Here is a 22,287-nt window from a genome sequence, read left to right on the forward strand (position 1 = left end):
GCGCACACCCAGAACAGACATTGCTGACCGATCACTCCTGCGAGGTTGAATTGTCGCCATCGCCATGTATAACGGCGTTCGGGTGCTCGCTGCATGGAGCAGCGACAGGCTGAGCGATGGTCGGGCCGCCACGCGGAAGGCGTGCGCCCCATGAATGATAGCCCTTCATTTGACGATCTGCCGAAACCCCAGCGGCTCGCGGAACAGGCCCTCAGCACCCTTCATCGGTTCCTGCATGTCGAGGCCGTCAGCGGTGCCGCGCTTCTCGTTGCCGCCGCCGCTGCACTAATCTGGGCCAATTCTCCGTTCGCTCATAGCTATTACGCGTTTTGGGACCTTCCGCTCACAATCGGTGTCGGCGAGTACGTTTTTTCCCGGTCGCTGCATTTCTGGGTCAACGACGCGCTGATGACAGTCTTCTTCCTCGTCGTGGGCATGGAGATTCGGCGCGAGGTCTATGAAGGCGCACTGAGCAGACTCGACCAAGCCATTCTGCCGCTGGTCGCCGCGACTGGTGGCGTCATCGTTCCGGCGCTCATCTATCTGAGTCTCAACAGCGATCCGGCTAGAGGGCAAGGCTGGGCCGTGCCAACCGCGACAGACATCGCCTTTGCCGTCGGGGTGCTCGCGCTGCTTGGACGAACGATCCCGGTCAATGTGCGGGTCTTCCTACTTGCTCTGGCAATCATCGACGACATCATTGCCGTACTGATCATTGCCCTCTTCTACACCGCCAGTCTTCAGCCTGGCGGTTTCATCATCGCGTCAATTGGCGTTCTCGCGGCTTTAGGATTTCAGCGGATCGGCATCGGTTCCGCGCCGTTTTACATACTGCCCGGCTCTTTGGTTTGGATTGGGTTCATGATAGCTGGGATCCATCCAACCCTTGCAGGTGTCGTGCTCGGGCTAATCACTCCGGCACGCGCCATACCTATGCGGGAGCCGCCGCTGGAAGTCGTGTCGCGAGTGCTGAAACAGTTGCGAAGCAGCGATGCGGTGAAGGCAAGGGATCCGCACCTGTTGGAGCAACCGCTGCGAGACCTTCGCGTAGCTCACCGCGAGTTATTGCCGCCGGTGTCACGGGTGCAGATGGCAATGCATCCGTGGGTGGCTTACGGTGTCATGCCGATCTTCGCTCTCGCGAATGCCGGCGTCAGCTTAACGGGCGCTGATCTCTCCGCAGGGGGCCATCTGGTGATGATTGGCACTGCGCTTGCTCTGGTTGCTGGGAAACCGCTTGGCGTTGTCGGCGCGACTTGGATCGCGGTACGACTGGGCTGGTGTCGCCTGGCTCCTGGAGTTACGTGGGGTGGCGTCTGTCTGGTCGGCCTGCTGGCTGGTATCGGTTTTACCATGTCGATCTTCATCTCGATGCTCGCCTTCTCCGATCAAGGATTATTGAGGGCGGCGAAACTGGGCGTACTCTTCGGTTCGCTTGTCGCCGCCACACTCGGCCTTGGCTGGGGCGCGACCTACGTTCGACGTCAGTGAAAGCAGCTCAAATGTCTTTCAAAGCTCCCCGCGTATCGTTTGTATCGTTTGCCGTCGAGATTCTGCCCTCTGGGGTTACCCAAGTGATGATCATAGAAACTGGCTTGCACCTAAATCCGAAGCATTCCTCATACAATAATTCCGCCGTGGAAGCTCTCATTTCGGCCGCGCAGCAATATGTTAGCGCCAACATAGAAGGTCCTGCCGCTATTCGGCTTGTTTCGACTCAAAGCGGGGAGATCTGACTGTCTGCTACCGCTGTTCGTCAGGCATTGGCTCTATAGGCTTCGCTATCTCGTCAAAGGTTTGATCCGCCAGTAGATCATCAATGAAACATGATGAACTCATATTCTTGCTTTCAGTAGTCATGGGCCTCCTTGTGATCGGCTACTCGCTCTACGTTCTCTATTTCATTTTCGGTTGAGAATGGACCTTGTGGTTCCCTTGTTGCGATGTTTGGAGATGTCGGCTGTTGTGCTCATCGCTTCCGTTGACTCGATGCAGCTACATGTCGGTTCATAAGGGCAGACCGGAAGTTTGCGGCCGAGCGCCAAACCGCCGCTCAAGACCCAGAGCTGACTTTCTTAGTCTGTTCTTGAAACGTGCCGACGCTATGTTCCCATACACAGGGCGGGCGCTGGCCTGTTTCCGACCTCAGTGGCCTAGTTTGAAAATCACGGTGGCCTGATTTGAAATGTTCACTTCGGAACTGAAGGCCGCTCATCGGCATATTAGGAATCGGAATTCAAACCACACGGTTATGACCCGAGGTAGTGCCCATGCAGACGCGCCGACGATTTAAGCAAACCGTTTCCCTTGAAGAACGCGTTGCCGAAGAAGCCAAACGCCTCCGCGAAGAAGCCGAACTCCTGCACCACGGACCTGTACGTGAAGCCGCTCTCCGCGAGGCCCGCCAAGCCGAAACCGGCTCTCACATAAGCGATGGCTGAGATCGCCCGGGCTACAGCCACCAAAATAGTAGGCCCCAGGCAGCCGCGAGTTGCCCCGCGTATATCCGAACGCGGCCGTTTGTGGTCATTCGCAGTCTACCCGCTAGAAAGACCATGTAGCCCAAAGCAATGAGCCGATCACTGTGTGCGGCGGGGATTATGGGCGCGCGGCCGTTTGGGGGCACATTGCCAACCACAAGCAGCGAAGCGAACTCTTCAGCGGTTAGGGCGTCTGTTTTCCGGGCCATCCCTCACACTGAACCGCATCGACAATCCCGCCTGTTCAATTTTGCTCAAGACAGGATCGCCTTGGCCCATTTCGGACCCTTTCCTTAGTCCCCCGGATGTCTGCTATCAGGGTAGACTGAGAAATGATGTCTGCGCGGCCAGCCCTTCGGCCGGTCATGCTCTAGTCTCGGGCATAGACCCGCGACCGGAGCCACCGTTGGCTAGCGTCTCCGCACATTCGGGTAACGATCGTTGCCGCATCTGGGTCACAGGCGGCTTCCGAAACGAACCCGCGCAGGCCTTCGCGGTTCTGAATCGCCGGCCATCCGCCGTTGAGGATGAGCGCCGTGGCGCCGAAATATTGCAGAATGAACCAGACCCGCGCCGCCTCGGTCATGCGCCCATCATCATAGACGATAGCCGGCACCGAGCCGTCCACTCCAGAGCACCTATCGCTGTTTTCCAATAGCCAGTGTTCTCGAAGGAGGCCTCACCAGATTTCGCCGCAGCTTCCCAGACTTCGATCGGTACGCGGGCGGCATCTGACCGATGCCCCGCTTCGAAACTCGTTATGTCCCGCACGTCGAGGAGGCGAATCTTGCCGAGACCGGAAAGTGCAGCGGGTTCAATTACGGGGTCACTGGGCATGGAGTCTCCACAGAGCATGACGTTCAGATCATTCGTGACAAGGGACCGGCAAACGCCAAAAGCACCACCACGACCCAGGGCGGCCACTTCCAAACTGTGAGGAGCAGGAAGCCCGCGAGCGCGAGGGCAAAATCGCGCGGCGTCAAAACCGCACTGGTCCAGACCGGGTTGTAGAGCGCCGCACCGAGAATGCCGACCACGGCTGCATTGGTGCCGCGCATGGCGGCCTGAGCGGCGGGCCGTGTGCGCATCGCATCCCAGAACGGCAACATGCCATATACGAGCAGCATGCCTGGAAGGAGCAGTGCGACGAGGGCAATTGCTGCACCGGCAAAACCGTTCGGCGGAGGACCGGTCACTGCGCCAAGATAGGCGGCGAAGGTGAAGAGTGGTCCCGGCACGGCCTGAGCCAGCCCGTAACCTGCCAGAAACGTCTCGTTGCTGACCCATCCCGGCGTGACGACCTCGGCCTGAAGCAGAGGCAGCACGACATGGCCGCCGCCAAAGACCAGCGCACCCGATCGGTAGAACGCGTCGAACAGCGCGAGCGCCTGCGCGCCGGTCACGCGCACGACGATCGGAGGAATCAAGAAAAGTGCGGCGAATAGAACCAGCGCAATAATGCCTGCGCGCCGGGTCACCGGAAAATTCAGATGTCCGAACACCGGCGCGGCTTCACCGCGGCAGAGCCAAAGGCCCGCGCAAGCGCCGAGCGCGATGGCCGCGATCTGCCCGAACGATCCAGCGAAAATGACAACGATCCCAATCGCGGCGAGCGCGATGCCGGCGCGGGTGCGATCGGGGGTGAGGGTTCGCGACATGCCCCAAATGGCCTGCGCGACCACTGCGACCGCGACCAGCTTGAGCCCGTGCAGAAAACCTTCAGCAACCGGCCCCGTAAACACGGCGGCGCCCATCGCAAAAGCGAACAGGATCAGCGCCGAAGGCATGGTGAAGGCGAACCAGGCCGCAAGCCCGCCCAAAAGTCCGTTGCCGCGCTGAATGCCGAGGGTAAAGCCGACCTGGCTGGAGGCCGGGCCCGGTAGGAACTGGCAAAGCGCGACCAGATCAGCATAGGACGTCTCGTCCAGCCATTTGCGGCGTTCGACGAACTCGTGGCGGAAATAGCCGAGGTGCGCAATCGGGCCGCCGAAAGATGTCAAGCCCAGCTTCAGGAAAGCCGCAAACACCTCCGCAACCGAGCCCTTCGCAGATTCGCGGCTCATCGGGCAGCTCCGGCAACGAACGTCAGTGCTTCATGGCCTCGCCGGTGAACTCGCGAACCCGGACTTTGGCGAGCGCCAGTCCCTGTTTGCCCAGCTTGGTTGCCTTGTAGAGCTTTCTGGCGATACGTCCCTCGCGCTGCACGCGCGACGTCAGATACCCCTTGCGTTCCATCGCATGCAGCATCGGGTAAAGGGTGCCAGGGCTGAGACGGTAGCCGTGGTGCGCCAACTCGTCGATCATCCACTGCCCGTAGATTTCGTGTTCCGCGGCGTGATGCAGAATATGCAACCGAATGAAGCCGGTGAGGAGATCGTCGAATTTCATTGCTCAAATTCATGTGATTCGGCCCCAATATCGTCCAACGATATCGGGAACCGATACTGTCGCCAAGCGTTTCCGCCATCAGCGTAACGCAAGGAGAACGATAATGGCTTCAGCGCCCGACCGAAACCCACAACATCACACCCAGAAGATGAAAACCCGCCTGCAGGAGACCGTCACCCATTTGCGGGAAGACATCCAGAAGGTCGACGAACCGCAGCTCAAGGCAATGTTTGAGACCTCAGCCGAGGTGCTCGGCGGCCTGATCAAGGCTTTCGGCGATTACGAAAAGAAGAACGAAGCGGCCTGGCGCAAGACCGCATAAACGATCTCGCCCTATTCACACCGCGTTGGCGGCACTGAAAATGACGATCAGGTCGGCTGACCTTTCCAGCACCAACGTTTCCGGCTGGACCATCCTGGTGCGGCTTCTGGTCGGCATTGTCTTCCTGCCGGAAGGGATTCAGAAGCTGGCATTCCCGGATCTTCTGGGAACGGGACGCTTTGCCAAGATCGGGATTCCCTTCCCCGATTTGATGGGGCCTTTTGTCGGCGTCGTCGAGACCGTATGCGGCTTGCTCATCATCATTGGGTTCTTCACCCGTCTCGCGGCAATTCCGCTGATCATCATCATGATCGTGGCCCTGATCTCGACCAAGCTTCCGATCCTGCTCGGACATGATGTCGGGATGTTTCACATCGCCAGCGACATCAAGCGCACCGGTTTCTGGAGCATGATGCACGAAGCGCGCGCCGATCTCACAATGTTGCTCGGCTGCATCTACCTAGCCATTGTCGGTGCCGGGCCGTGGTCGGTCGATTGGCTGAGGAAGGAATAGCGCGCCATGGTCAGATCGGGCCTCAGTTCGTCGTCCGCCTTCAACTTCGTGCTGACAATGGGGGTCGTGAACCTGTTCGGCGACATGACCTATGAGGGCGGTGGGGCCATCAACGGCCAGTTCATGGCGACGCTCGGCGCCAGCGCTGCCGTCGTCAGCATCACCGCGGGGCTTGGAGAATTTCTGGGCTACGCCATACGCTCCGTCTCCGGCTATATCGCAGACAGGACCGGGCGCTACTGGCTTGTCACGTTTGTCGGCTATACCATCAACCTGCTCGCCGTTCCTGCAATGGCGCTCGCCGGAAACTGGCAGGTCGCTGCCCTTCTCATCCTTGCTGAACGCATCGGCCGTGCCATTCGCAAGCCTACGGTCGAAGCCATGCTCTCCTATACAACGGGCAAGCACGGCAAAGGATGGGTGTACGGCGTGAACACAGCGCTCGATGAGACGGGTGCCACGCTTGGCCCCCTGATCATGGCGCTGGTGCTTTTGTTGCACGGCGATTATCGGACCGGCTACGCGCTGCTTTTGGTTTCGAGCGTGTTCACGCTCGGTGCGTTGACCGTTGCGCGCATCAACTTTCCCGTTCCTTCGCGTCTGGAAGAGGGAAGAACGGCACGAGCGGGCGGGTTAAGTCGATCCTATTGGCTGTATATGGTAGCGGCAGCCTGCTTCGCGGCCGGGCTGATGAGCTACGAACTGGTCGCTTATCACCTGGTCACGGCCAAGATCGTCACCGAAAACTGGATACCGGTCTTTCTAGCGTTTTCGACGGCATGCGGCGTGATCGCCAGTCTCGTTCTCGGCGGTTCTGGTCGGAATGGTGTTCTGGGGTATTGGATACGCAGCGCAGGACACGTTGCTCAAGGCACTGGTGGCCGGCGTGCTGCCCGAAGGCAAACGCAATCTGGCGTTCGGTCTGTTTTATACAGGGTATGGAGTGGGGTGGCTGATCGGCAGCGTCGCGACAGGGCTGCTGTATGACCAATCGCGGGGGGCACTTGTCGCGTTCGCAGTAGCCACCCAGCTCATCTCCCTGCCTCTGTTTGCAATCGCTAACCGACAGGAGCCATCGTCGCGCTAAGGCGCTCAGGTTGTCGCATAGGTGATCAGTCCAGCAAAACCCTCGTCCATGTGGTCTTGATGATGGCAATGGAACAGTGTGTCGCCGCGATCATTGGCCACGAAGTCGATCTCCGCGGTGGAGTAGCGCGGCATGCTGATCGTGTCCTTCATTAGCCCCGATGTGGTCTTGTCACCAACCTTGGTGACCTCGAAACTATGTCGATGCAGGTGAACGGGATGCTCATCGCCGCTGTTATTGTTCATAACCAGGCGATAGCGCTTGCCGCGCTGCACTTTGAATAACGGATTGGTATTGGGCCAGGATTTGCCGTTAATGGTCCAGCGGTTGTAGCCGCCACGGCCTCCCGGGATTTTCTCGAACTTCAGATTGATGGTCTCGTCCGGCGCCGCGGCCGGATTGCTCCGACCAAAGGCGGTGTAGTCCCATGCCGCTTTGGAGAGAGGAGACCAGACCGGGCCTCCGCTTCGATTTTCGTACTCGACGACAACGCCCATACCCATGTTGCGGTCATCATCGTCTGTCGATCCAAAAACCCAAACGCCGGGATTGTTCATTTCAACGATGACGTCCGCACGCTCGGCCACGTCCATCTTCAACACATCCACGGTTGTTGGCGCGGGCACGGGATTGCCGTCCAGTGCGATAACGGTGAACCGATGTCCCGACAGCGCCAGTGAAATGCCCATGCTGCCGCTGGCGTTCAGCATTCGGAACAGCACCCGCTCGCCCTGGCGCACACGGATTGGCTCACCGTGCCCCAGCATCCGATCGCCGAGAGTAGCCGAACGATACATAGCCTCCAACCCGTTATCGGGTGGCGGCCCCTTGTGCATGTCCTGCATACTCACCCAGGAGCCTTCCCAATGATGGGCGGCGAGCATGACCTCGCGGTCGTATCGACCGCGATCGCCCGCCGCTGGATCGATAATGAGGAAGCCGAACTCGCCGGAATACGTGCTGCGATTGAGGTCCGTCATCGCCATGGCGTGGCTGTGGTACCATCGCGTGCCCGAGGGTTTGGGTGCGAAGCTGTAGAGCAGCGACTCCCCGGGCGCGATGATCGGCGACCCCTCTTCGATGGCGCCGTCCTGAAGCGGCGGGACGAACAGCCCGTGCCAGTGGATCAGGTTGGGATAGCCGGAATCGTTGATGACATTGATGGTTACTGGCATGCCCTCTTTTAGTCGGAGCGGCGGTCCCGGAACCGTATTGTTGTAGCCTGTGGTCTGGATGACCCTGCTCGGCCCTATTTCCAGAGAGATAGGGGCAATCCGGATGGTATGATCGGCAGAGCTCTGCGCAGCTTGTGCGCAGCAAGACCGGTTCGCGACCGCTGCCAAACCCGCAGTACCGGCTCCCAGCAACAGTGCTCGACGACTGAAGCGCGTTTCCCGCAAAAAACGGTGATCGACTGAGTGCTGGGGCAGCCGGTCGGCGGAGGATGTCATCCTGCTTTCTCCCTCGTCAGGCGAAGAAACATCTGCCATCATTATCGGTTTCCGATACCGTCAGTCAAAGCACGAGACGTTTACTGGCCGCTCCCCAATAGTGCGCCCAAAATGCTGATGGCCCCTTATGTGGTACCATCTCATCGTCACGTTGGTTCGAATGGAATAGAGGCGAGTTCTGCAATCGATGCTGACCCGACGCCAATTTACAAATGGATCTGCCGCAATCGTATCGGGCGGTCTCGTCGGCGGAGTCATCGGCGCTCACGTCGCGCAAAGCGAGTCGGTGCGCTTCAACACGCGCTTGCCCATTCCTCTGCTGATCGATGCGGCCAAGCAAGGCAACGCAGTAAAACTGAAGGTCGCGTCCGGACGGCATTCCTACCTCCAGGGCAAGCCGACACGCTCCTATGGCTATTCGGGACCCGTCCTCGGACCGGTCATCCGCCTGCGCCGTGGCGATGAGGTGGAGATGACGATCGAGAATGCGCTTGACGTTGATACGACAGTCCATTGGCACGGGCTTCTGGTGCCCGGGAATGTTGATGGCGGACCGCATCAGATCATCAAGTCGGGCAGTATGTGGCGCCCGAGACTCAGGATTGAACAGCCAGCTTCAACTGCATGGTTTCATCCCCATCTGCACCATGACACGGCCCGGCAAATCTATATGGGTCTCACCGGACTGATCATTGTCGACGACGGCTCGGACATCAGCCTCGGTCTGCCGCACACATACGGGTTGGACGATTTATCCATAATCATTCAGGATCGATCGTTCGATACCGACGGGTCGCTTTTGTACGATCGCGATCCCGATCCTCAAACGATCCAGTATGGCAGCCGGGGCAGCACCATCATCGTCAATGGCGTGGTTCGTCCCGTCGCCCAGGTCCCATGCAGTTTGGTGCGGCTACGAATTCTCAATGCAGCCAACGCGCAAAATTTCGACCTGCGGTTCAGCGACGGTCGCGAGTTTCGTGTCATAGCGTCAGACGCCGGATTCCTTTCAGCGCCGGTCGCGGTGAAGCAGCTCAGAATTTCTCCCGCGGAACGATTCGAAATCCTAGTCGATTTCGCCGACCGCAAACCAGTCATGCTTGAGACCGGCCCTGACACACTCATGGGTATCTTTGGCGCGGTGTCGCCGGACGGGAGCGCCGCGTTTGTCTCGATCCTGCGCTTTGAACCGACGGCGGCGGCGGCAACAGTAAGAGATTTTCCGACGCATCTAGTTGAGCCTGCTGCAGCCGATTCAGCCAAGGCCGTTCGCCGCCGCCAGTTCGTGCTGGACAGCGGGATATGCGGAGGTCAACGACCGACGGAAATGGGCATGCTGCCCGGCATGTGCATCAACGGCAAGACCCATGATCTGGCCCGTATTGACGCCGAGACCCAGCTTGGCACACTTGAAGCCTGGGAAATCGTCTCGGTCGGCATGGCTCATCCGTTTCATGTGCACGGCGCGTCATTTCGGATTCTGTCGCTGGCGGGCGCGCCACCTCCTGCTCATCTAGCGGGGTGGAAGGATGTGGTTCTCGTCGAGGACAAGGCCGAACTTTTGGTTGCCTTCAATCACCCCGCGACGCGGGAGCATCCTTTCATGTATCACTGTCACATTCTTGAGCACGAGGATGCCGGGATGATGGGGCAATATGTCTGCGCCTGAAAGGAGGCCAAAATGAAAAACGTAAGCGTCCGCTACATTGTGGATGACGTCGCCGCGTCGATTGAATTCTACGTCACGCATCTCGGCTTCACGTTAGAGCAGGATGCTCGGCCGGCCTTTGCCTCCGTTATCCGCGAAGGCCTTCGATTGTTGCTGAGCGGTCAAGGTAGCTCCGGAGCGCGCCCCATGCCGGATGGCCGGCGTCCGGTCCCCGGTGGCTGGAACCGGATCCTGCTTACGGTTAGCGATATCGAGGCGGAAGCAAATCGACTGCGCACAAGCGGGCTGGGCTTTCGTAACGAAATACTGAAAGGGGTAGGCGGTTCGCAACTTCTGCTCGACGATCCGTCGGGCAATCCGATCGAACTGTTTTAGCCGGGGCATTAATGTGTGCGGGGAACGCGCTGCACGGGATTCGGCATATCGTCCCGCTACCATCAGACCGTTCCTCGAACGACTGTTCTGTTCCGATGACAGAGTTGCTGTCCTAGTGGCGAAGATGTTGAGTGATGATAGCTGGGGATAGCATCCGACTGGGCTCGAAGGGTGTCAGACCATGGTTGAACAATCGATGGCACCCTTTCCTCGGCGAGCACGGTTTTTCCGGTAGTTGTCGGTTTTTGGTGCGAAGGCGCGGTTGGTTTGGCGAGCACTTGACCACTCACCAGATCGCGGCGGCCAAAGCGGCGAGCAGCGCTGGCGGCGCCACCAACAGACCGAGCCGCAGGAAGCGCCAGGCGCTGACATCCATCTTCTCCCGGCGCAGGGCCACCAGCCAGAGGATGGTGGCGAGTGAACCCGTGACCGACAGGTTGGGTCCGAGATCAACGCCGATCAGCATTGCGCTCATCACGGATGCAGGAAGGTGATCGTTGGTCGCTACCGATCCTGCGACCAGGCCGACCGGCAGATTATTCGCGATATTGTCGGCGATGCTAGTGGCGATGCCCACTGCCCATGCCGACTTTGCTACGGAATGGTCGACCGAGCCGCGAAGCATCTCACTTAGATGCGAGATCGCACCGATGCGCGTCAGGGCTTCCACCATCACGAACAGGCCGGCCACCAGCGGCAGAACACTCCAGGAAACACCCTTCAACACGGGCCACGGTGATTGACGGCTCAGCAAGAGCACGGCGACAGTCGTGGCCACCCCGCAGATGAACGTCGGCAATCCCGATCGAACGTCGAGCGCGGAGGCCCCGATGAGCACGATGCCGATGGTGGCGATACCGCAGGCGGTCAGCCGACCGCCCCGGCTGAGCCGGGCGTGCGTCACCCGGCGTTCAATGTTTTCGGCTTTCAGCGCGCGGTGCTGAGTCAGCCGCAGCACGACATAGGTGACCGCGATCGACGCCACGGAAGGCAGCGCGAACTGGCGCAACCATTCTGCCAGATGCGGCATGCGTTCGCCGAACACCACCAGATTGGCGGGGTTCGAGATCGGCAGCACGAAGCTCGCCGCATTGGCGATGAAGGCGCAGACGAACAGATAGGGCAGTGGCGAAGCCCCTGCGGCACGGGTTGCCGCATATACCGCGGGCGTCAGCACGATGGCTGTGGCGTCGTTTGACAGCAGGACCGTGACGATCGTGCCAACCAGGTAAACCAGCAGGAAGAGCCGCTGCGGCGAGCCCCGCGCGTATTCGACCGCGAGCCCCGCAAGGTAGTCGAACAGGCCCTCTTGCCGGGCGAGTTCCGCGATCAGCATCATGCCGGTTAGGAATAGATAAACGTCGAGACCCTTGCGGATTCCATCGAGCGCGCCGTCCCAGGGCAGAAGCCCAAAGAGCACCAGCGCAACGGCGCCGGCCAACGACCAGATGGCTTCTGGCAGGCGAAACGGCCTGACGACGACCCCCGCGGTAGCCAGGATGATGATGCTCGAGGCGATGGTTGTTTGGTACGCAGCGACTAGCAAAGGAGACCTCGATGGATGTGGTGACTACTCCGCCGCGACGCCGGTGGTCGATCCCGCCACCCGCTGCCAACGACGCGACCTTCGACTAAAATTGCGAGTTTCCGGCAAGGTCAGGAAGCAAATCGCCGCTCCAATGGCCGCCACCGCGCCGAGCGTGAGGAAAGCTGCGCTATAGCCCGCCCCGACGACGACCAGTCCCGAAAGCGATGTCGAGAGCGCCGCGCCTATGCTCTGTGCCGTGATGACCGCGCCTTGCGCGACGTTGAACCGCCCGGTGTTGCGCATGAGATCGGCGACGATGACCGGAAAGATAGCGCCGAAAATTCCAGCTCCGACGCCGTCGAGAAGTTGCACCCCGACGAGCCAAGCGGGATTGTCCGACAGGGTGTAAAGCGCGCCACGGATGGGCAAGATCAGGAGCGCGGCGAGGAAAAGCCGCCTGTGACCCCAGTCATCGGCTTTCGCACCGACCAACATCGCCATCGGCACCATCATGATCTGAGCCGCAATGATGCAGGCCGACATCAGGCTGGTGCCGAGATTCTTGTCCTGAAGCGCAAGCTTCTGGCCCACGAGGGGCAGCATCGCTGCATTCGACAGGTGGAAAAGCGTTACGCAGACTGCGAAGATCAGCAGCGGCCGGCAAGTCAGGAGGACGTTTAGCCCGGCTGGTTGGTCTTGCACCTGCGCGGTCCCAGGCCCGACGTCGTGCAGCCCGCGCGCGAGGTCATGGTCGATGGCGCTTTCCGGTATCGCCCATACGCTTACGATGCTAGCGAGCGACATCATGGCCAGAAGGTAGAAAACGACGGTCGGACCGAACAGGTAGGCCGAAAGACCTGCGATCGCGGCGGCCGTAGCATTGCCGGCGTGATTGAAAGTCTCATTGCGGCCGATCCGCGCGGTAAAGGCACGATGGCCGACGACACCCAGCGACACGGCGGCAATCGCTGGCGGGAAGATCACGCCCGCCGCGTGCGCAGCGCCTTGCGAGATCGCGACCGCCCAAAAGCTCGGAAACATCGGCAACAACAGCGACGCCAACGTTACGACCAGGGCGGCAGTCACCATAACGAGGCGCTTGGCTTTCGTTGTGTCGATTAGCGCGCCCGCCGGTGTCTGCGCGACGACACCAGCAAGGCCAGCGATTGACATCACCATGCCGATCCGGGCTTCATCCCATTTTTGCTCGGTCAAGAGATAGATCGCGAGATAGGGCCCCAGCCCATCGCGAACGTCGGCGAGGAAGAAGTTGGCGGCATCAAGCGCGTGGTTTGCTTGTCGGTTCTGATTGGCTCTTTGCGCCATTTGGCAAACCTCGAGGTGATTCCGGCATCTTCTCCCGACGGGCATGCCGGCTTTAGCCGTGTGCCGCGTGATCGTGCTTAGGATGCTTGGGCTTCGGCCTCTCGACCGGCCGAAGCTCATCCATTGCGATGCCGATCGCTCCCACCGCGATGACGCGACCGTGCCCGGTCTCAACGCCATCGCCGCTCGCGGCAACTCTTGCGCCCGGCGCGAGCAGTACGGCAATCCGCTCGGCCTCCTTCGGACCGATGCACAGAATGTCGCCGTCGGTCAGAAGCGCGCCGCGAAGGTCGCCCTTCGGACCGAACAGCGAGAGCCGCACGATTCCTTCGACCTTCATTTTTCGATGGTCCGGCTTGCGGGATTTGCGGTCGTGAGGCGGACCCTTATCAATGATCTGCGCTCCGTTCTCGGCACTAACGGCCACTGCCGCAATGAGCTTCGCGCTGCGCGGCCGCACGCCGCGCACGCCGACCTTTCCGCCGATCTTCACATGGCGGGTGAGCTCGTCTTCCAGGTGCGGGGGCGTGTGAACGAGGATGGGCGCGTGTTTGTAGTCCTGCATGACAAAGCCATCGACCTCGCCATGAGAATTGAGGATGAAGCGTTCGACAGTGCCGGCGACTTCCGGCAGGCTCTCGGGGTCAATCCAGTGCATCAGTGTCTCCTGTTTGGTCTGTTGAGTGCGACTTGCCGGTGTGATCAGCCCCGCGGCGGGGCAGGCGGCCCAAAGCCGGGCGGCGGGGGAGGCGGACCGGGCCGGTCGGGGCCGTCCTTGGGGCCTCGTGGCGGACGAGGCCCGGCGAGTTCGGTCATCTGATCCGGCGAGCTACCGAGTGCGCGCACGTCGATCACCCTGCCAAGTGCGGTATCGAGCATGTCGCCGCGGACGGAAACCATTTGTCCCGGCCGCAGCCACCCTTCGAAGCGCTCTGCCTCGGGTGGGGAAAGGCGGAGCACGGTGCCGTCCTCGAGCAGCGCCCCATTCACTTCACCCCGCTTGCCGTGCAAGGTCGAGGCAATCCTGCCGCTGACGGCTTGTGTGTCCCCGCCGCGATCGCGGCCGCCGCCCGGCGGTCCGTTGTCGACGACGCTCTTGCCGGTCGCGACATTCGTGATCGCCGTTGCATCGATCAGCGGAATGGCGCGTGCGCGCAGCCCCCTGATCGAAACCGCGTCGCCCGGCCGGATAGCGAAGACGATCTGCCCAGTGAGATGCGGCGGCAGCTTGACTTCCGTACCGTCGATCAGAATCAGGCCGTCGACGTCGCCGCGCGGGGTAAGCGTGTACTGTCTGACCGTGCCTCGTGTTTCCGGAAGCTGCGAGGAATCCCACACTGTTCCCACGGTCTAAGCGCAGGGGCTCGCACCCACCGCGGTCGTGGCGAGAAGCGCATACCGCAGCATACGTGTTTTGTTCATCTGAAAACTCCCTCAAGTTTGCGACGAAGTCGCCGATGCCTAGGGTTCAGCAACCGCCGTGCCAAGCGATGACATCGTTGATTTTGAAGGAGTTTTCTTGAGCGCGGCGACTTTAGCTGTCGTCTTTCCCGACGGGGGGTGTCGCCTTTCCTGACGGCTCGCCGTCAGCGAGACCATAGCGCTGCATCTTGGTGTAAAGCAGCTGGCGGTTGATGTTGAGACGGCGCGCGGCTTCCGTCCGATTGCCGCCGCAGGCTTGGAGCGCTGTTCGGATCATGATCTCTTCCAGCTTTGCCACGGCTGCAGGCAAGTCGGCCTCGAGCTGAGAGGTGGCCGTCGGGGATTGTCCTCCCCCCGCGCCGGTGTCGATATCCAAGGCATCGATGATGTCGCTCCTCGTCAGCACGCAAGCGCGTTCGATGACGTTGCGAAGCTCCCGAACATTGCCGGGCCAATCGTATCGCGAGAGCGTCTCGATTGCTGCAGGGGTTAGCTGCTTGCCCGAAGATCCGAACGAAGCGGCGAGAAGAAAATGCTCGGCCAGCGGCATGATATCGGAGGGCCGCTCGCGCAACGGCGGAATCGCGATCGGCACGACATTAAGGCGATAGTAGAGATCCTCGCGGAATTGTCCGGCTGCCACGAGCTTTGACAGGTCCCGGTGGGTTGCCGCGATCACGCGTGCGAAGATCGGGACCGGCTTGCCGCCGACGGGTGTGATGATCCGCTCTTGCAGGGCACGAAGAATTTTCGCCTGCATGGCAAGAGGCATGTCGCCGATCTCGTCGAGAAACAGTGTTCCGTTCTCAGCATCGCGGAAGGCGCCGGCGCGGTCGCTGGTCGCGCCGGTGAACGATCCTTTCACATGGCCGAACAACTCGCTTTCAAGCAGGTCCGCGGGGATCGCAGCGCAGTTGACCGCAACGAACGGATGATCCTTGCGCTGGCTATGAACGTGCAGAGCGCGAGCCACCAGTTCCTTCCCCGTACCCGTCTCGCCACGGATGAGAACCGTGGCCTGGCTGTCGGCGGCAAGGCCGATCGCTTTCTGCACACGCCGCATGCCGTCACTCAGCCCGACGAGCGCGTCTGGGCTGCTTTGCCTCGTGCTGAGCGCCGAACGCGTGCGCGAAGGCAGGCGATCGAGCAGGGTTCTCAGTTCGTCTCGTCCGATCGGCTTGGTGAGATGGTCGAAGGCGCCGAGCCGCATGGCTTCGATCGTGTTCTCGGCGCTCGCAAATGCGGTTAGCACCACGACCGGCGGCGCAGCGGCCTGCGAACGTATGCGGCGGAGAACGTCGATCCCATCGAGCCCGCCCGGCATCCTAAGATCAAGGAGCACGGCATCGATTGCCCCCGAGAGGGCAGCCAGTCCTTCTCGGCCGGAGGATGCCGTCCGGGGCGTGTGGCCGAGATCGGTCAGCGTCTCCGATAGCCCATCCCGCAGGGCTGCGTCGTCATCGATGATCAGGACGGTCGCCATGGCACTTCGATCTCAAAGGTGGCGCCGCTGTGACTGCGGGCAAGCCGGGCATCTCCATGGTGGGCGCGGGCGATTTCACGGACAATAGCAAGCCCGAGCCCCGTCCCGTCTGGCCTGGCCGTTACGAACGGCTCGAACAGGCGGTCGCGAACCTCCTCGTTCACGCCCGGGCCGGTATCGCTCACGCGCAACAATAGCTTGTCTCCTTGACGAAGAGCATCCACGCAGACCCGTCCGCCGCCGGGCGTATTCTGGATGGCATTGAGGATCAGATTGTCGAGAGCCCGCTGCATCTGAAACGGATCAAGCTGAGGTAACGGACTATATTGGTCCTCGGTTCCAGCCTTCAAGGACAGCCCCTTGGCAGTTGCCAACTCCCGGTGGCTCTCCAGGGTGCTCTTCAGGAAGGACGAAAGTTCGACATCCGCAAGTTTCGGCTCGCTGGCCTGGGTCATTGCAAGAAGATCGTGTAACAGACGGTCAAGCCGGCCCACCTGGTGCAGGATTGCTTCGAGCGCATTCGCTTTTCGGGCGTCATCGCTGGCGGCGAGCGCATTCTCGGCTTTCAGCCGCATCGCCGCAATTGGGTTGCGGATTTCATGGGCAAGCCCGGCAGAAAGCCGCCCGACGGCGGCAAGGCGCTCGGCACCGGTGGCGCGCTGTCGCTCGTGCGCAAGCCTCTCGCCCGTGTTGTTCAATGCGTCCACCAGCCGGTCGAGTTCTTGTTCGCCCGTCCGCGGTAGCGTCGGAAGATCGACCAAACCGCTCTTGCCTTTGCCGAGCGTGTCCTCAATCAGCGCGATCTTGCGCGACCAAGAGAGCAGCACGCGCGCGAGCCATAGCGCGGAACCGAAGATCGTCAGGACCAGCACGGCCAGACCCGTGAGCAACTGCTTGTAGGCGGGCCCTTCGGCTGTAAACGTTCGAGTCATGGTCCAGGCCGTAACACCTTGGAGGGGCCCTCGCAGCGGGCACGCCTGCACCAGCAGTACTTGTGACCGACCGGTTTGGCGAATGATGGCGGGGCGGCCGACCGCAAGGCTTCTGCGTTCACCTCGCGGATGGTGTCCGATTCCGCTGCCGGAAGGTCGGTCTTTGGGCCGGTGCCTTCATAGGTGGGGAATGCATAAGCGAGCGACCCTGTATCGGCCTGCCAGACTCCGCCCTCGACACCCACGGCATTAACCAGGGCTGTGCGGACCAAGGTGACGAACTCCTGTTTCAACCGGTCGTCGATCGGCCCGCCGGACCAGCCCGAGACGAAGAACTGGTAGCGGTCGGCGATGTCGCGGCAAGCGCGCGCCACCAATTCCTCCGACCGGGCAACCCGTGCATCGGAGGTCTGTCGGAACGACTCGAACAAAAGGTAGGCGGTTGTCGCGCCCGAAACGACCAACATGATCCAAAGGGCAAGCAGCCGGGACCGAAGAGATCGCATCAAAGCTCCGACCCAATTGAAGCAGTCTACCGTCTGGTCGGATCCTACCATCCAGACGGTCCTGAAGCGACCGTCTGAATTAAACACCTTAGGCGGACGGATTTCTCGGGGCGATTAAGGCCGAAGGCAAGGATCGGTGCCGCCAGCACCTCGGCGCAGGGGGGCCTACCGCGATCGAGGGGCGAGGGCCGAGCATGGGAACCGCGGGTGGGGTCTTGTGTTCACTTTTGGACTTTTCTAAGGGAACCGATCCTTGTGTTTTGCGTCATCCCGCAGGCAATGAAGCCCAGGAGTTGGAGCTTGGATCAACCCCTTCCCATTCTGGTGGTCGAAGACGACCATATGGTCCAAGACATCGTCAAAGACGCTCTCATCGAAGGCGGCTTCGAAGTTGCGATCGCTTCTTCCGGCGAGCAGGCGGTGAGTTTGCTCGATGCGAGCAAGCCCAAATACCGCGCCCTGGTTACTGACATCAAATTGAATGGGAAGATCGAGGGTTGGGAAATCGCCAAGCACGCCAGAGAAATCGATCCGGCATTTCCGGTCGTCTACATGACCGGCGATAGCGCGGACGACTGGGCCGCCAACGGCGTCCCCAACAGCATTCTCCTGACCAAGCCCTTCGCGCCGGCGCAGCTTGTCACCGCCGTGTCCCAGCTTCTCAACGCCGGCACGTCCACCACTTAGGGCGCCTTAACGCCTTCGCCCAAATTTCATTTGATTGTCAATCGACGTGGCTGCCGACGCTGATCGGCACAACAATCGCTTCGATCCGCTTGGCGTTGCGGGGCCTCCTTCGGCGCCGATTCACACAAAGCATGCGTCCGTCGCGCCGGAGCATGATCCGGCCGCGGCCGGATGGTTCGCGCATCTCGCTTGTGGTTATCAGCCGCGGATTGGATCGTCGGAAATAGGACGCTGCGCCGTTTTTCGACATCCCTCGATCGCGAGGGACTGCTATTGGCGCATAACTACCAGGGACTTAGTGGAAAGGAACTAGGTTTCTTTGTCGACGTTAGTACTGCGACCCAACCATACAGAGACATCAAGCAACGCAGGGGACAGCCATGGACCAGGTGGTGAGCGATGATGCGCGCGATAATGAGCGACGGGAACAAATTGCTTCAGCATTGAGCGGCGGCGTTATTCTTGCCGATGCCGATGGACAGATCGTTTGGATGGACGAGAAAACACGCCGCCGTGTGAACGGCGAACTGCAGGAATCTGGTCCTGCCGCTCCAAAAGTCTGATTCGATAGCGATCGACTGCTTCGTGGAGGCTGCCAGTTTGACGATTAATGGCGAGCCGTCCGTCGTCTGCGTGATTCAGGAAACCAAGGAGGCCAACCGTGACCTGTTGGCGGCGTTCGAAGCGGTTTTGGCCGATACCTCATCGTTTACTCGCAATGTCATCGACAAGCTCAGAGGTCTCCGCCAGACGGCTCAAAGAACCATACATCTCAAGACCTGGACTTTCTCAGCGAGCGGGAGCGCGAGGTCCTTGCCCTGATATGTCAGGGAAAGAGCGATATCGACATGAGCGAACATCTGAAACTGTCGGAAAATACCGTACGAAATCACGTCGCATCGCTCTATCGGAAGATTGGCGTCAACCGTCGCAGCGCTGCGATCATATGGGCGCGTGAGCGCGGCATCACGGCGGATGCACTGGGCGCCAAACGACGCAGCCGCCACCCGCTCGATTTCCGGGATCAGGAAAGATGATGCGCTACTAGGAGCTTGGTATTTTTCGCTCTCTTGCGCCGCAATGGAACCTATTGTTTCCTGCATCACTCATCGTATCATTTCGATGAGGCTTTCCGTCCCCCGAACCGCCGCGGGGGACGGTGCCGCAAGAACGGGCGCCGTGAGAATCCCTGCGGCGTTGTGGACGAGGTATGTTGGGGCCAATGGGAACGTTAGCGAATTTACCTCTCCAGTGCGCTGGGCATTCGCGCTACCGAAGTAGAGCGTGCTATCCGGCCGGATAAGATGGACCGCCGGCTGGGAGAAGCTCGCGGGCTCTTCCACGCCGATCAAGGTCCTTCTGCGCCTGGCGCGCTCGAATCGGGCCGACGTAGACTCACCGATCTGGCGCCAATCGACCACCCTTCCGCACTTGGGCCGGCACTGCCGATGTCCTGCTGCGCACCTCGCGTAGACATCGGAGAATGGCCAAACATCCTGGAATAGGCCCGCGAGAAGGCGGCGGCACTCCCAAAACCCACACGACGAGCCACCGATTTCACGTGCCCGCCGCGCATAAGTTGCCGCTGGCCGAGCGTGAGGCGCCAGGCGTTCAGATAGGCGGCGGGCGTCGTGCCTAGGACTTTAGGAAAGAGCTCCATGAACCGGCTGCGCGACATGCCGGCGATTTCGGCCAACTGCTCGACGCTCCAAGGTTTCGCCGGCTCGTCGTGTATCGCGACGATTGCCTTGTGCAGGGAGGGATGCGAAAGGCCGGCAAGGAGACCCGGGTTCGTCGCGGCCGTGTCGATCGCTTCCCGCAGCACCAAGAGCACGATCAATTCGCAGAGCCGCTTCAGGGCGACCCGCCGCCCGCAGCGATTGCCCTGTCCCTCGGTAACGAAGGCCTCGACCAAGGCCTGCAAGGCTGGGCGCCCGTCGAGGTCGACATCGACCGTTTCAGGCAGGGCATTCACCAGAGGGTTCGTTGTTCCTCCGAAGTCGACCGCCGCGGCGACGAGCAGGTCGGGATCGGCGAGGGTGTCGCCTCGCGAATGGAAGAGCACCCGCTCCGCCACGCCAGCCTCGCCGGCCACGACAAGGTTGGCTGTCGCGCCCGGTGCTTCGGTCGAAACCACGACCACCGACAGGTCGAAGGTCTCGAAGAAAGCGGCGAGCCGGTCGCGTTTCGCGGCAATTGGACTTTCAATCATGTTTTCTGGATATTTCATATCTTAAAATCTGGCAGAAAGAGCTCGTTGTCGCAAGAGGCCAGGAGATGGCCCCCTCGCAAAAAGGACCTCTTATGCTGATCCCCCGCCAGAAGGCTCCCGAACTTTCCGTCGAAACGCTCGACGGTGGCCTCTTCGATCTCGCCAACGAGGCGCCACAGCGCTTCACGCTCGTCTGCTTCTACCGCGGCCTGCACTGTCCGATCTGCGCCAACTATCTCAAGGAGCTGGAACGCCATTCTCCAGCCTTCGCTGAGCGCGGCGTGAGCACGATTGCGATCAGCTCCGACAACGAGGAGCGGGCGCGGGCAATGGCCGAGAAGGTGAGTGCCTCGAAGCTTCGCTTCGGGTATGGACTTAGCCTTGCCAGGGCACGCGAATGGGGCCTCTACATTTCCGCCTCGTGCGGCAAGACCTCAATTGGTATCGACGAGCCGGCGCTCTTCTCCGAACCCGGCGTCTTCCTGATCCGACCCGCGGCCGAACTTCGGCGAGATGGTTCAGGCGTTCGACTTCATCATCAAGAACGACTATCCGGCGCGCGGCGAATATATCGGCGCTGTATGAGAATGCCGAACGTCGGGCTCGCTGGGCTGCCGCAACTTGCCGCTCTAAATCGCCCAAGCCCGTGTCAGCGCAATTTCGGTTTCAACGCCAGCGTGAGCACAGCGGCTAGAGCAAGAGACGCTCCAACGCCGATCACGCAAGCGGTCCATCCCAGTGAGTCAAAGAGCCGGCCTAGAACCGCGGTACCGACAAGCCCCCCAAGGAAGTAGCAGGCGAGATAAGTGCCGCTGGCAATTCCCCGGCTCTCGCTGGCGGCCTGGCCGACGAATCCGGTCGCTGCGGCCTGCGCAAAGAACGTTCCGACGCCGACCAGTACCATTCCAGTCAGAACTTGAGGCAGATGCGACGTCAGCATCAGAGGGAGGCCAATCACGGCAACGCCGAGGGCGGTCCAGATCGTTGGGCGAGTCCCGAGCCACGCGACGGCCTTTCCTGCGAGCAGCGTGGTGAAAATCGACGGCAGAAACACGAAGTAAACAAGGCCCAGGTCCATCATGCCGACCGATAGTGGTGGCCGTACCAAAACGAAGTTCACGAATGTGAAAGTACCGATGAAAGCAAACAGGATGCAAAAGCCGAGACCGTAGGCTGCGCGTAGCCGAGGATTTCGCCAATGCGCGAGCATGGCGCCAAGTGGCGAGTCGATTGCCGTCATCGCCTGCATTGGCTGCACGCGATGTATGGAGAAGTAGACCAAGGCAGCGCCGGCGAGATTCAGGGTCGCGAAGAAATAGAAGTTCCAGGCCAGGCCCAGACTGTCGGCAACTGCGGCGGAGACCAGCCGGCCAATGAGATTGCTGGCAACGTTGCCGGTGATGTAGGCGGCAAACGCGCCGCCGGCGTCCATAGCACTGCACTGCTCACCAAGGTACGCAAACGTCAAGGTAAATGCGGAAGCCATGCACAGACCCTGCGCTACGCGCAGTATCGTGAAGACGGTGATATTAGGCGCGATCGCAAGCAGGCTTGTGGGGATCGCGAGTAGCGTCAGGCTGAGAAGGATGCCGAGTCTTCGGTCAATGTGCGGGCTGAAGAAGCCGACGACGAGACCTGCGATTGCCATTCCGAATGTGCTGGCATTGACTGCAAATCCCATTTCCGCCGGGGTCACGCCGTAGTGGCGCGTCAGGGAAGGGAGGATCGCTTGCGTTGCGAACAGATCGACGACGGTCAGGAATGCGGTCAGTCCGATCACGAGGTAGCGAACCACGAGGCCTGACGAATGCTCCTGCATCTTGATCGCAACCGACTTCATGCGGGCGGACATTTCGGTCATTGCGCGACCTCTCATAGGGCTTCAAAGGAGGATGTGACGCCCGG

At 60.7% G+C, this 22,287-nt stretch carries 22 protein-coding genes and 3 pseudogenes; 12 read left to right on the forward strand and 13 right to left on the reverse strand.

Annotation, left to right across the window (positions count from 1 at the left end):
* Positions 1 to 150 precede the first annotated feature (150 nt).
* The gene (gene nhaA, locus ABIA90_RS42970; protein ID WP_354121988.1) at positions 151 to 1,491 is read left to right on the forward strand and encodes a Na+/H+ antiporter NhaA; all 1,341 of its coding nucleotides are present in this window, start codon (positions 151 to 153) and stop codon (positions 1,489 to 1,491) included.
* A 779-nt stretch (positions 1,492 to 2,270) separates the two neighbouring features.
* Positions 2,271 to 2,470, forward strand: a pseudogene (locus ABIA90_RS42975) (hypothetical protein).
* Positions 2,471 to 2,850: 380 nt separating this feature from the next.
* Here ABIA90_RS42975 and ABIA90_RS42980 read toward each other — a convergent pair.
* From ABIA90_RS42980 to ABIA90_RS42990, 3 genes are all read right to left on the reverse strand, one after another.
* Complete coding sequence (locus ABIA90_RS42980; protein WP_354121893.1) at positions 2,851 to 3,108, reverse strand: rhodanese-like domain-containing protein; 258 nt, start codon at positions 3,106 to 3,108, stop codon at positions 2,851 to 2,853.
* A gap of 232 nt (positions 3,109 to 3,340) precedes the next feature.
* The gene (gene chrA / locus ABIA90_RS42985; protein ID WP_354121892.1) at positions 3,341 to 4,543 is read right to left on the reverse strand and encodes a chromate efflux transporter; all 1,203 of its coding nucleotides are present in this window, start codon (positions 4,541 to 4,543) and stop codon (positions 3,341 to 3,343) included.
* 22 nt (positions 4,544 to 4,565) lie between these two features.
* Entirely contained in the window at positions 4,566 to 4,868 is a 303-nt protein-coding gene (locus ABIA90_RS42990; protein WP_354121891.1) for a PadR family transcriptional regulator, read from the reverse strand.
* 103 nt (positions 4,869 to 4,971) lie between these two features.
* Here ABIA90_RS42990 and ABIA90_RS42995 point away from each other — a divergent pair, with 103 nt between their 5' ends.
* The 4 genes and pseudogenes from ABIA90_RS42995 to ABIA90_RS43010 all read left to right on the forward strand — a co-directional run bounded on the left by ABIA90_RS42995 (position 4,972) and on the right by ABIA90_RS43010 (position 6,791).
* Positions 4,972 to 5,190 carry a hypothetical protein gene (locus tag ABIA90_RS42995; RefSeq protein ID WP_354121890.1) on the forward strand — a complete coding sequence of 73 codons (219 nt, stop codon included), beginning with the start codon at positions 4,972 to 4,974 and terminating at the stop codon, positions 5,188 to 5,190.
* A gap of 40 nt (positions 5,191 to 5,230) precedes the next feature.
* Positions 5,231 to 5,704 (forward strand): DoxX family protein, encoded by a 474-nt coding sequence (locus ABIA90_RS43000; protein WP_354121889.1) that lies wholly within the window; start codon positions 5,231 to 5,233, stop codon positions 5,702 to 5,704.
* Between the two features lie 123 nt (positions 5,705 to 5,827).
* Positions 5,828 to 5,956 (forward strand): annotated as a pseudogene (locus ABIA90_RS43005) (MFS transporter); the annotation flags it as partial.
* Between the two features lie 571 nt (positions 5,957 to 6,527).
* Positions 6,528 to 6,791, forward strand: coding sequence for an MFS transporter (locus tag ABIA90_RS43010; protein ID WP_354121888.1), 264 nt, complete (start codon positions 6,528 to 6,530; stop codon positions 6,789 to 6,791).
* Between the two features lie 5 nt (positions 6,792 to 6,796).
* Here the strand turns inward: ABIA90_RS43010 and ABIA90_RS43015 are convergent, their stop codons facing one another.
* Positions 6,797 to 8,284, reverse strand: a complete 1,488-nt coding sequence (locus tag ABIA90_RS43015) for a multicopper oxidase family protein (RefSeq protein ID WP_354121887.1) — start codon at positions 8,282 to 8,284, stop codon at positions 6,797 to 6,799.
* Between the two features lie 145 nt (positions 8,285 to 8,429).
* On the opposite strand from ABIA90_RS43015, the gene ABIA90_RS43020 reads away from it, so the two are divergent.
* Both ABIA90_RS43020 and ABIA90_RS43025 read left to right on the forward strand, forming a co-directional pair.
* Positions 8,430 to 9,911: a multicopper oxidase domain-containing protein gene (locus ABIA90_RS43020; protein WP_354121886.1), complete on the forward strand. Its 1,482-nt coding sequence runs from the start codon at positions 8,430 to 8,432 to the stop codon at positions 9,909 to 9,911.
* Positions 9,912 to 9,923: 12 nt separating this feature from the next.
* The gene (locus tag ABIA90_RS43025; protein WP_354121885.1) at positions 9,924 to 10,286 is read left to right on the forward strand and encodes a VOC family protein; all 363 of its coding nucleotides are present in this window, start codon (positions 9,924 to 9,926) and stop codon (positions 10,284 to 10,286) included.
* A 286-nt stretch (positions 10,287 to 10,572) separates the two neighbouring features.
* Here ABIA90_RS43025 and ABIA90_RS43030 read toward each other — a convergent pair whose 3' ends face one another.
* The 7 genes from ABIA90_RS43030 to ABIA90_RS43060 all read right to left on the reverse strand — a co-directional run bounded on the left by ABIA90_RS43030 (position 10,573) and on the right by ABIA90_RS43060 (position 17,483).
* Complete coding sequence (locus tag ABIA90_RS43030) at positions 10,573 to 11,805, reverse strand: arsenic transporter (protein ID WP_502916686.1); 1,233 nt, start codon at positions 11,803 to 11,805, stop codon at positions 10,573 to 10,575.
* A 51-nt stretch (positions 11,806 to 11,856) separates the two neighbouring features.
* Positions 11,857 to 13,140 (reverse strand): MFS transporter, encoded by a 1,284-nt coding sequence (locus ABIA90_RS43035; RefSeq protein ID WP_354121987.1) that lies wholly within the window; start codon positions 13,138 to 13,140, stop codon positions 11,857 to 11,859.
* 52 nt (positions 13,141 to 13,192) lie between these two features.
* Positions 13,193 to 13,798: a hypothetical protein gene (locus ABIA90_RS43040; protein WP_354121883.1), complete on the reverse strand. Its 606-nt coding sequence runs from the start codon at positions 13,796 to 13,798 to the stop codon at positions 13,193 to 13,195.
* A 44-nt stretch (positions 13,799 to 13,842) separates the two neighbouring features.
* Positions 13,843 to 14,478, reverse strand: coding sequence for a hypothetical protein (locus ABIA90_RS43045; RefSeq protein ID WP_354121882.1), 636 nt, complete (start codon positions 14,476 to 14,478; stop codon positions 13,843 to 13,845).
* A 196-nt stretch (positions 14,479 to 14,674) separates the two neighbouring features.
* Positions 14,675 to 16,045 (reverse strand): sigma-54-dependent transcriptional regulator, encoded by a 1,371-nt coding sequence (locus ABIA90_RS43050; RefSeq protein ID WP_354121881.1) that lies wholly within the window; start codon positions 16,043 to 16,045, stop codon positions 14,675 to 14,677.
* On the reverse strand, positions 16,030 to 16,977 hold the full coding sequence (locus ABIA90_RS43055) for a sensor histidine kinase (protein ID WP_354121880.1): 948 nt from the start codon (positions 16,975 to 16,977) through the stop codon (positions 16,030 to 16,032). Before ABIA90_RS43055 ends, ABIA90_RS43050 begins: the two co-directional genes overlap by 16 nt.
* Positions 16,974 to 17,483, reverse strand: a complete 510-nt coding sequence (locus ABIA90_RS43060) for a hypothetical protein (RefSeq protein ID WP_354121879.1) — start codon at positions 17,481 to 17,483, stop codon at positions 16,974 to 16,976. Before ABIA90_RS43060 ends, ABIA90_RS43055 begins: the two co-directional genes overlap by 4 nt.
* A gap of 300 nt (positions 17,484 to 17,783) precedes the next feature.
* Between ABIA90_RS43060 and ABIA90_RS43065 the strand changes: the two genes are divergently transcribed.
* The 3 genes from ABIA90_RS43065 to ABIA90_RS43075 all read left to right on the forward strand — a co-directional run bounded on the left by ABIA90_RS43065 (position 17,784) and on the right by ABIA90_RS43075 (position 19,207).
* Complete coding sequence (locus ABIA90_RS43065; protein ID WP_354121878.1) at positions 17,784 to 18,170, forward strand: response regulator; 387 nt, start codon at positions 17,784 to 17,786, stop codon at positions 18,168 to 18,170.
* A 380-nt stretch (positions 18,171 to 18,550) separates the two neighbouring features.
* Complete coding sequence (locus ABIA90_RS43070) at positions 18,551 to 18,733, forward strand: hypothetical protein (RefSeq protein WP_354121877.1); 183 nt, start codon at positions 18,551 to 18,553, stop codon at positions 18,731 to 18,733.
* Positions 18,734 to 18,949: 216 nt separating this feature from the next.
* The gene (locus ABIA90_RS43075; RefSeq protein ID WP_502917528.1) at positions 18,950 to 19,207 is read left to right on the forward strand and encodes a response regulator transcription factor; all 258 of its coding nucleotides are present in this window, start codon (positions 18,950 to 18,952) and stop codon (positions 19,205 to 19,207) included.
* A 311-nt stretch (positions 19,208 to 19,518) separates the two neighbouring features.
* On the opposite strand, the gene ABIA90_RS43080 is transcribed toward ABIA90_RS43075, so the two are convergent.
* A complete protein-coding gene (locus ABIA90_RS43080) occupies positions 19,519 to 20,400 on the reverse strand; it encodes a helix-turn-helix transcriptional regulator (RefSeq protein ID WP_354121876.1) in 882 nt (293 codons plus the stop codon).
* Between the two features lie 74 nt (positions 20,401 to 20,474).
* Here ABIA90_RS43080 and ABIA90_RS43085 point away from each other — a divergent pair.
* Positions 20,475 to 20,967, forward strand: a pseudogene (locus tag ABIA90_RS43085) (peroxiredoxin-like family protein).
* A 64-nt stretch (positions 20,968 to 21,031) separates the two neighbouring features.
* On the opposite strand, the gene ABIA90_RS43090 reads toward ABIA90_RS43085, so the two are convergent.
* Positions 21,032 to 22,243 (reverse strand): MFS transporter, encoded by a 1,212-nt coding sequence (locus ABIA90_RS43090; RefSeq protein WP_354121875.1) that lies wholly within the window; start codon positions 22,241 to 22,243, stop codon positions 21,032 to 21,034.
* Positions 22,244 to 22,287 lie beyond the last annotated feature (44 nt).

The organism is Bradyrhizobium sp. LA6.8, assembly GCF_040547935.1.
GTDB classification, from domain to species: domain Bacteria; phylum Pseudomonadota; class Alphaproteobacteria; order Rhizobiales; family Xanthobacteraceae; genus Bradyrhizobium; species Bradyrhizobium barranii.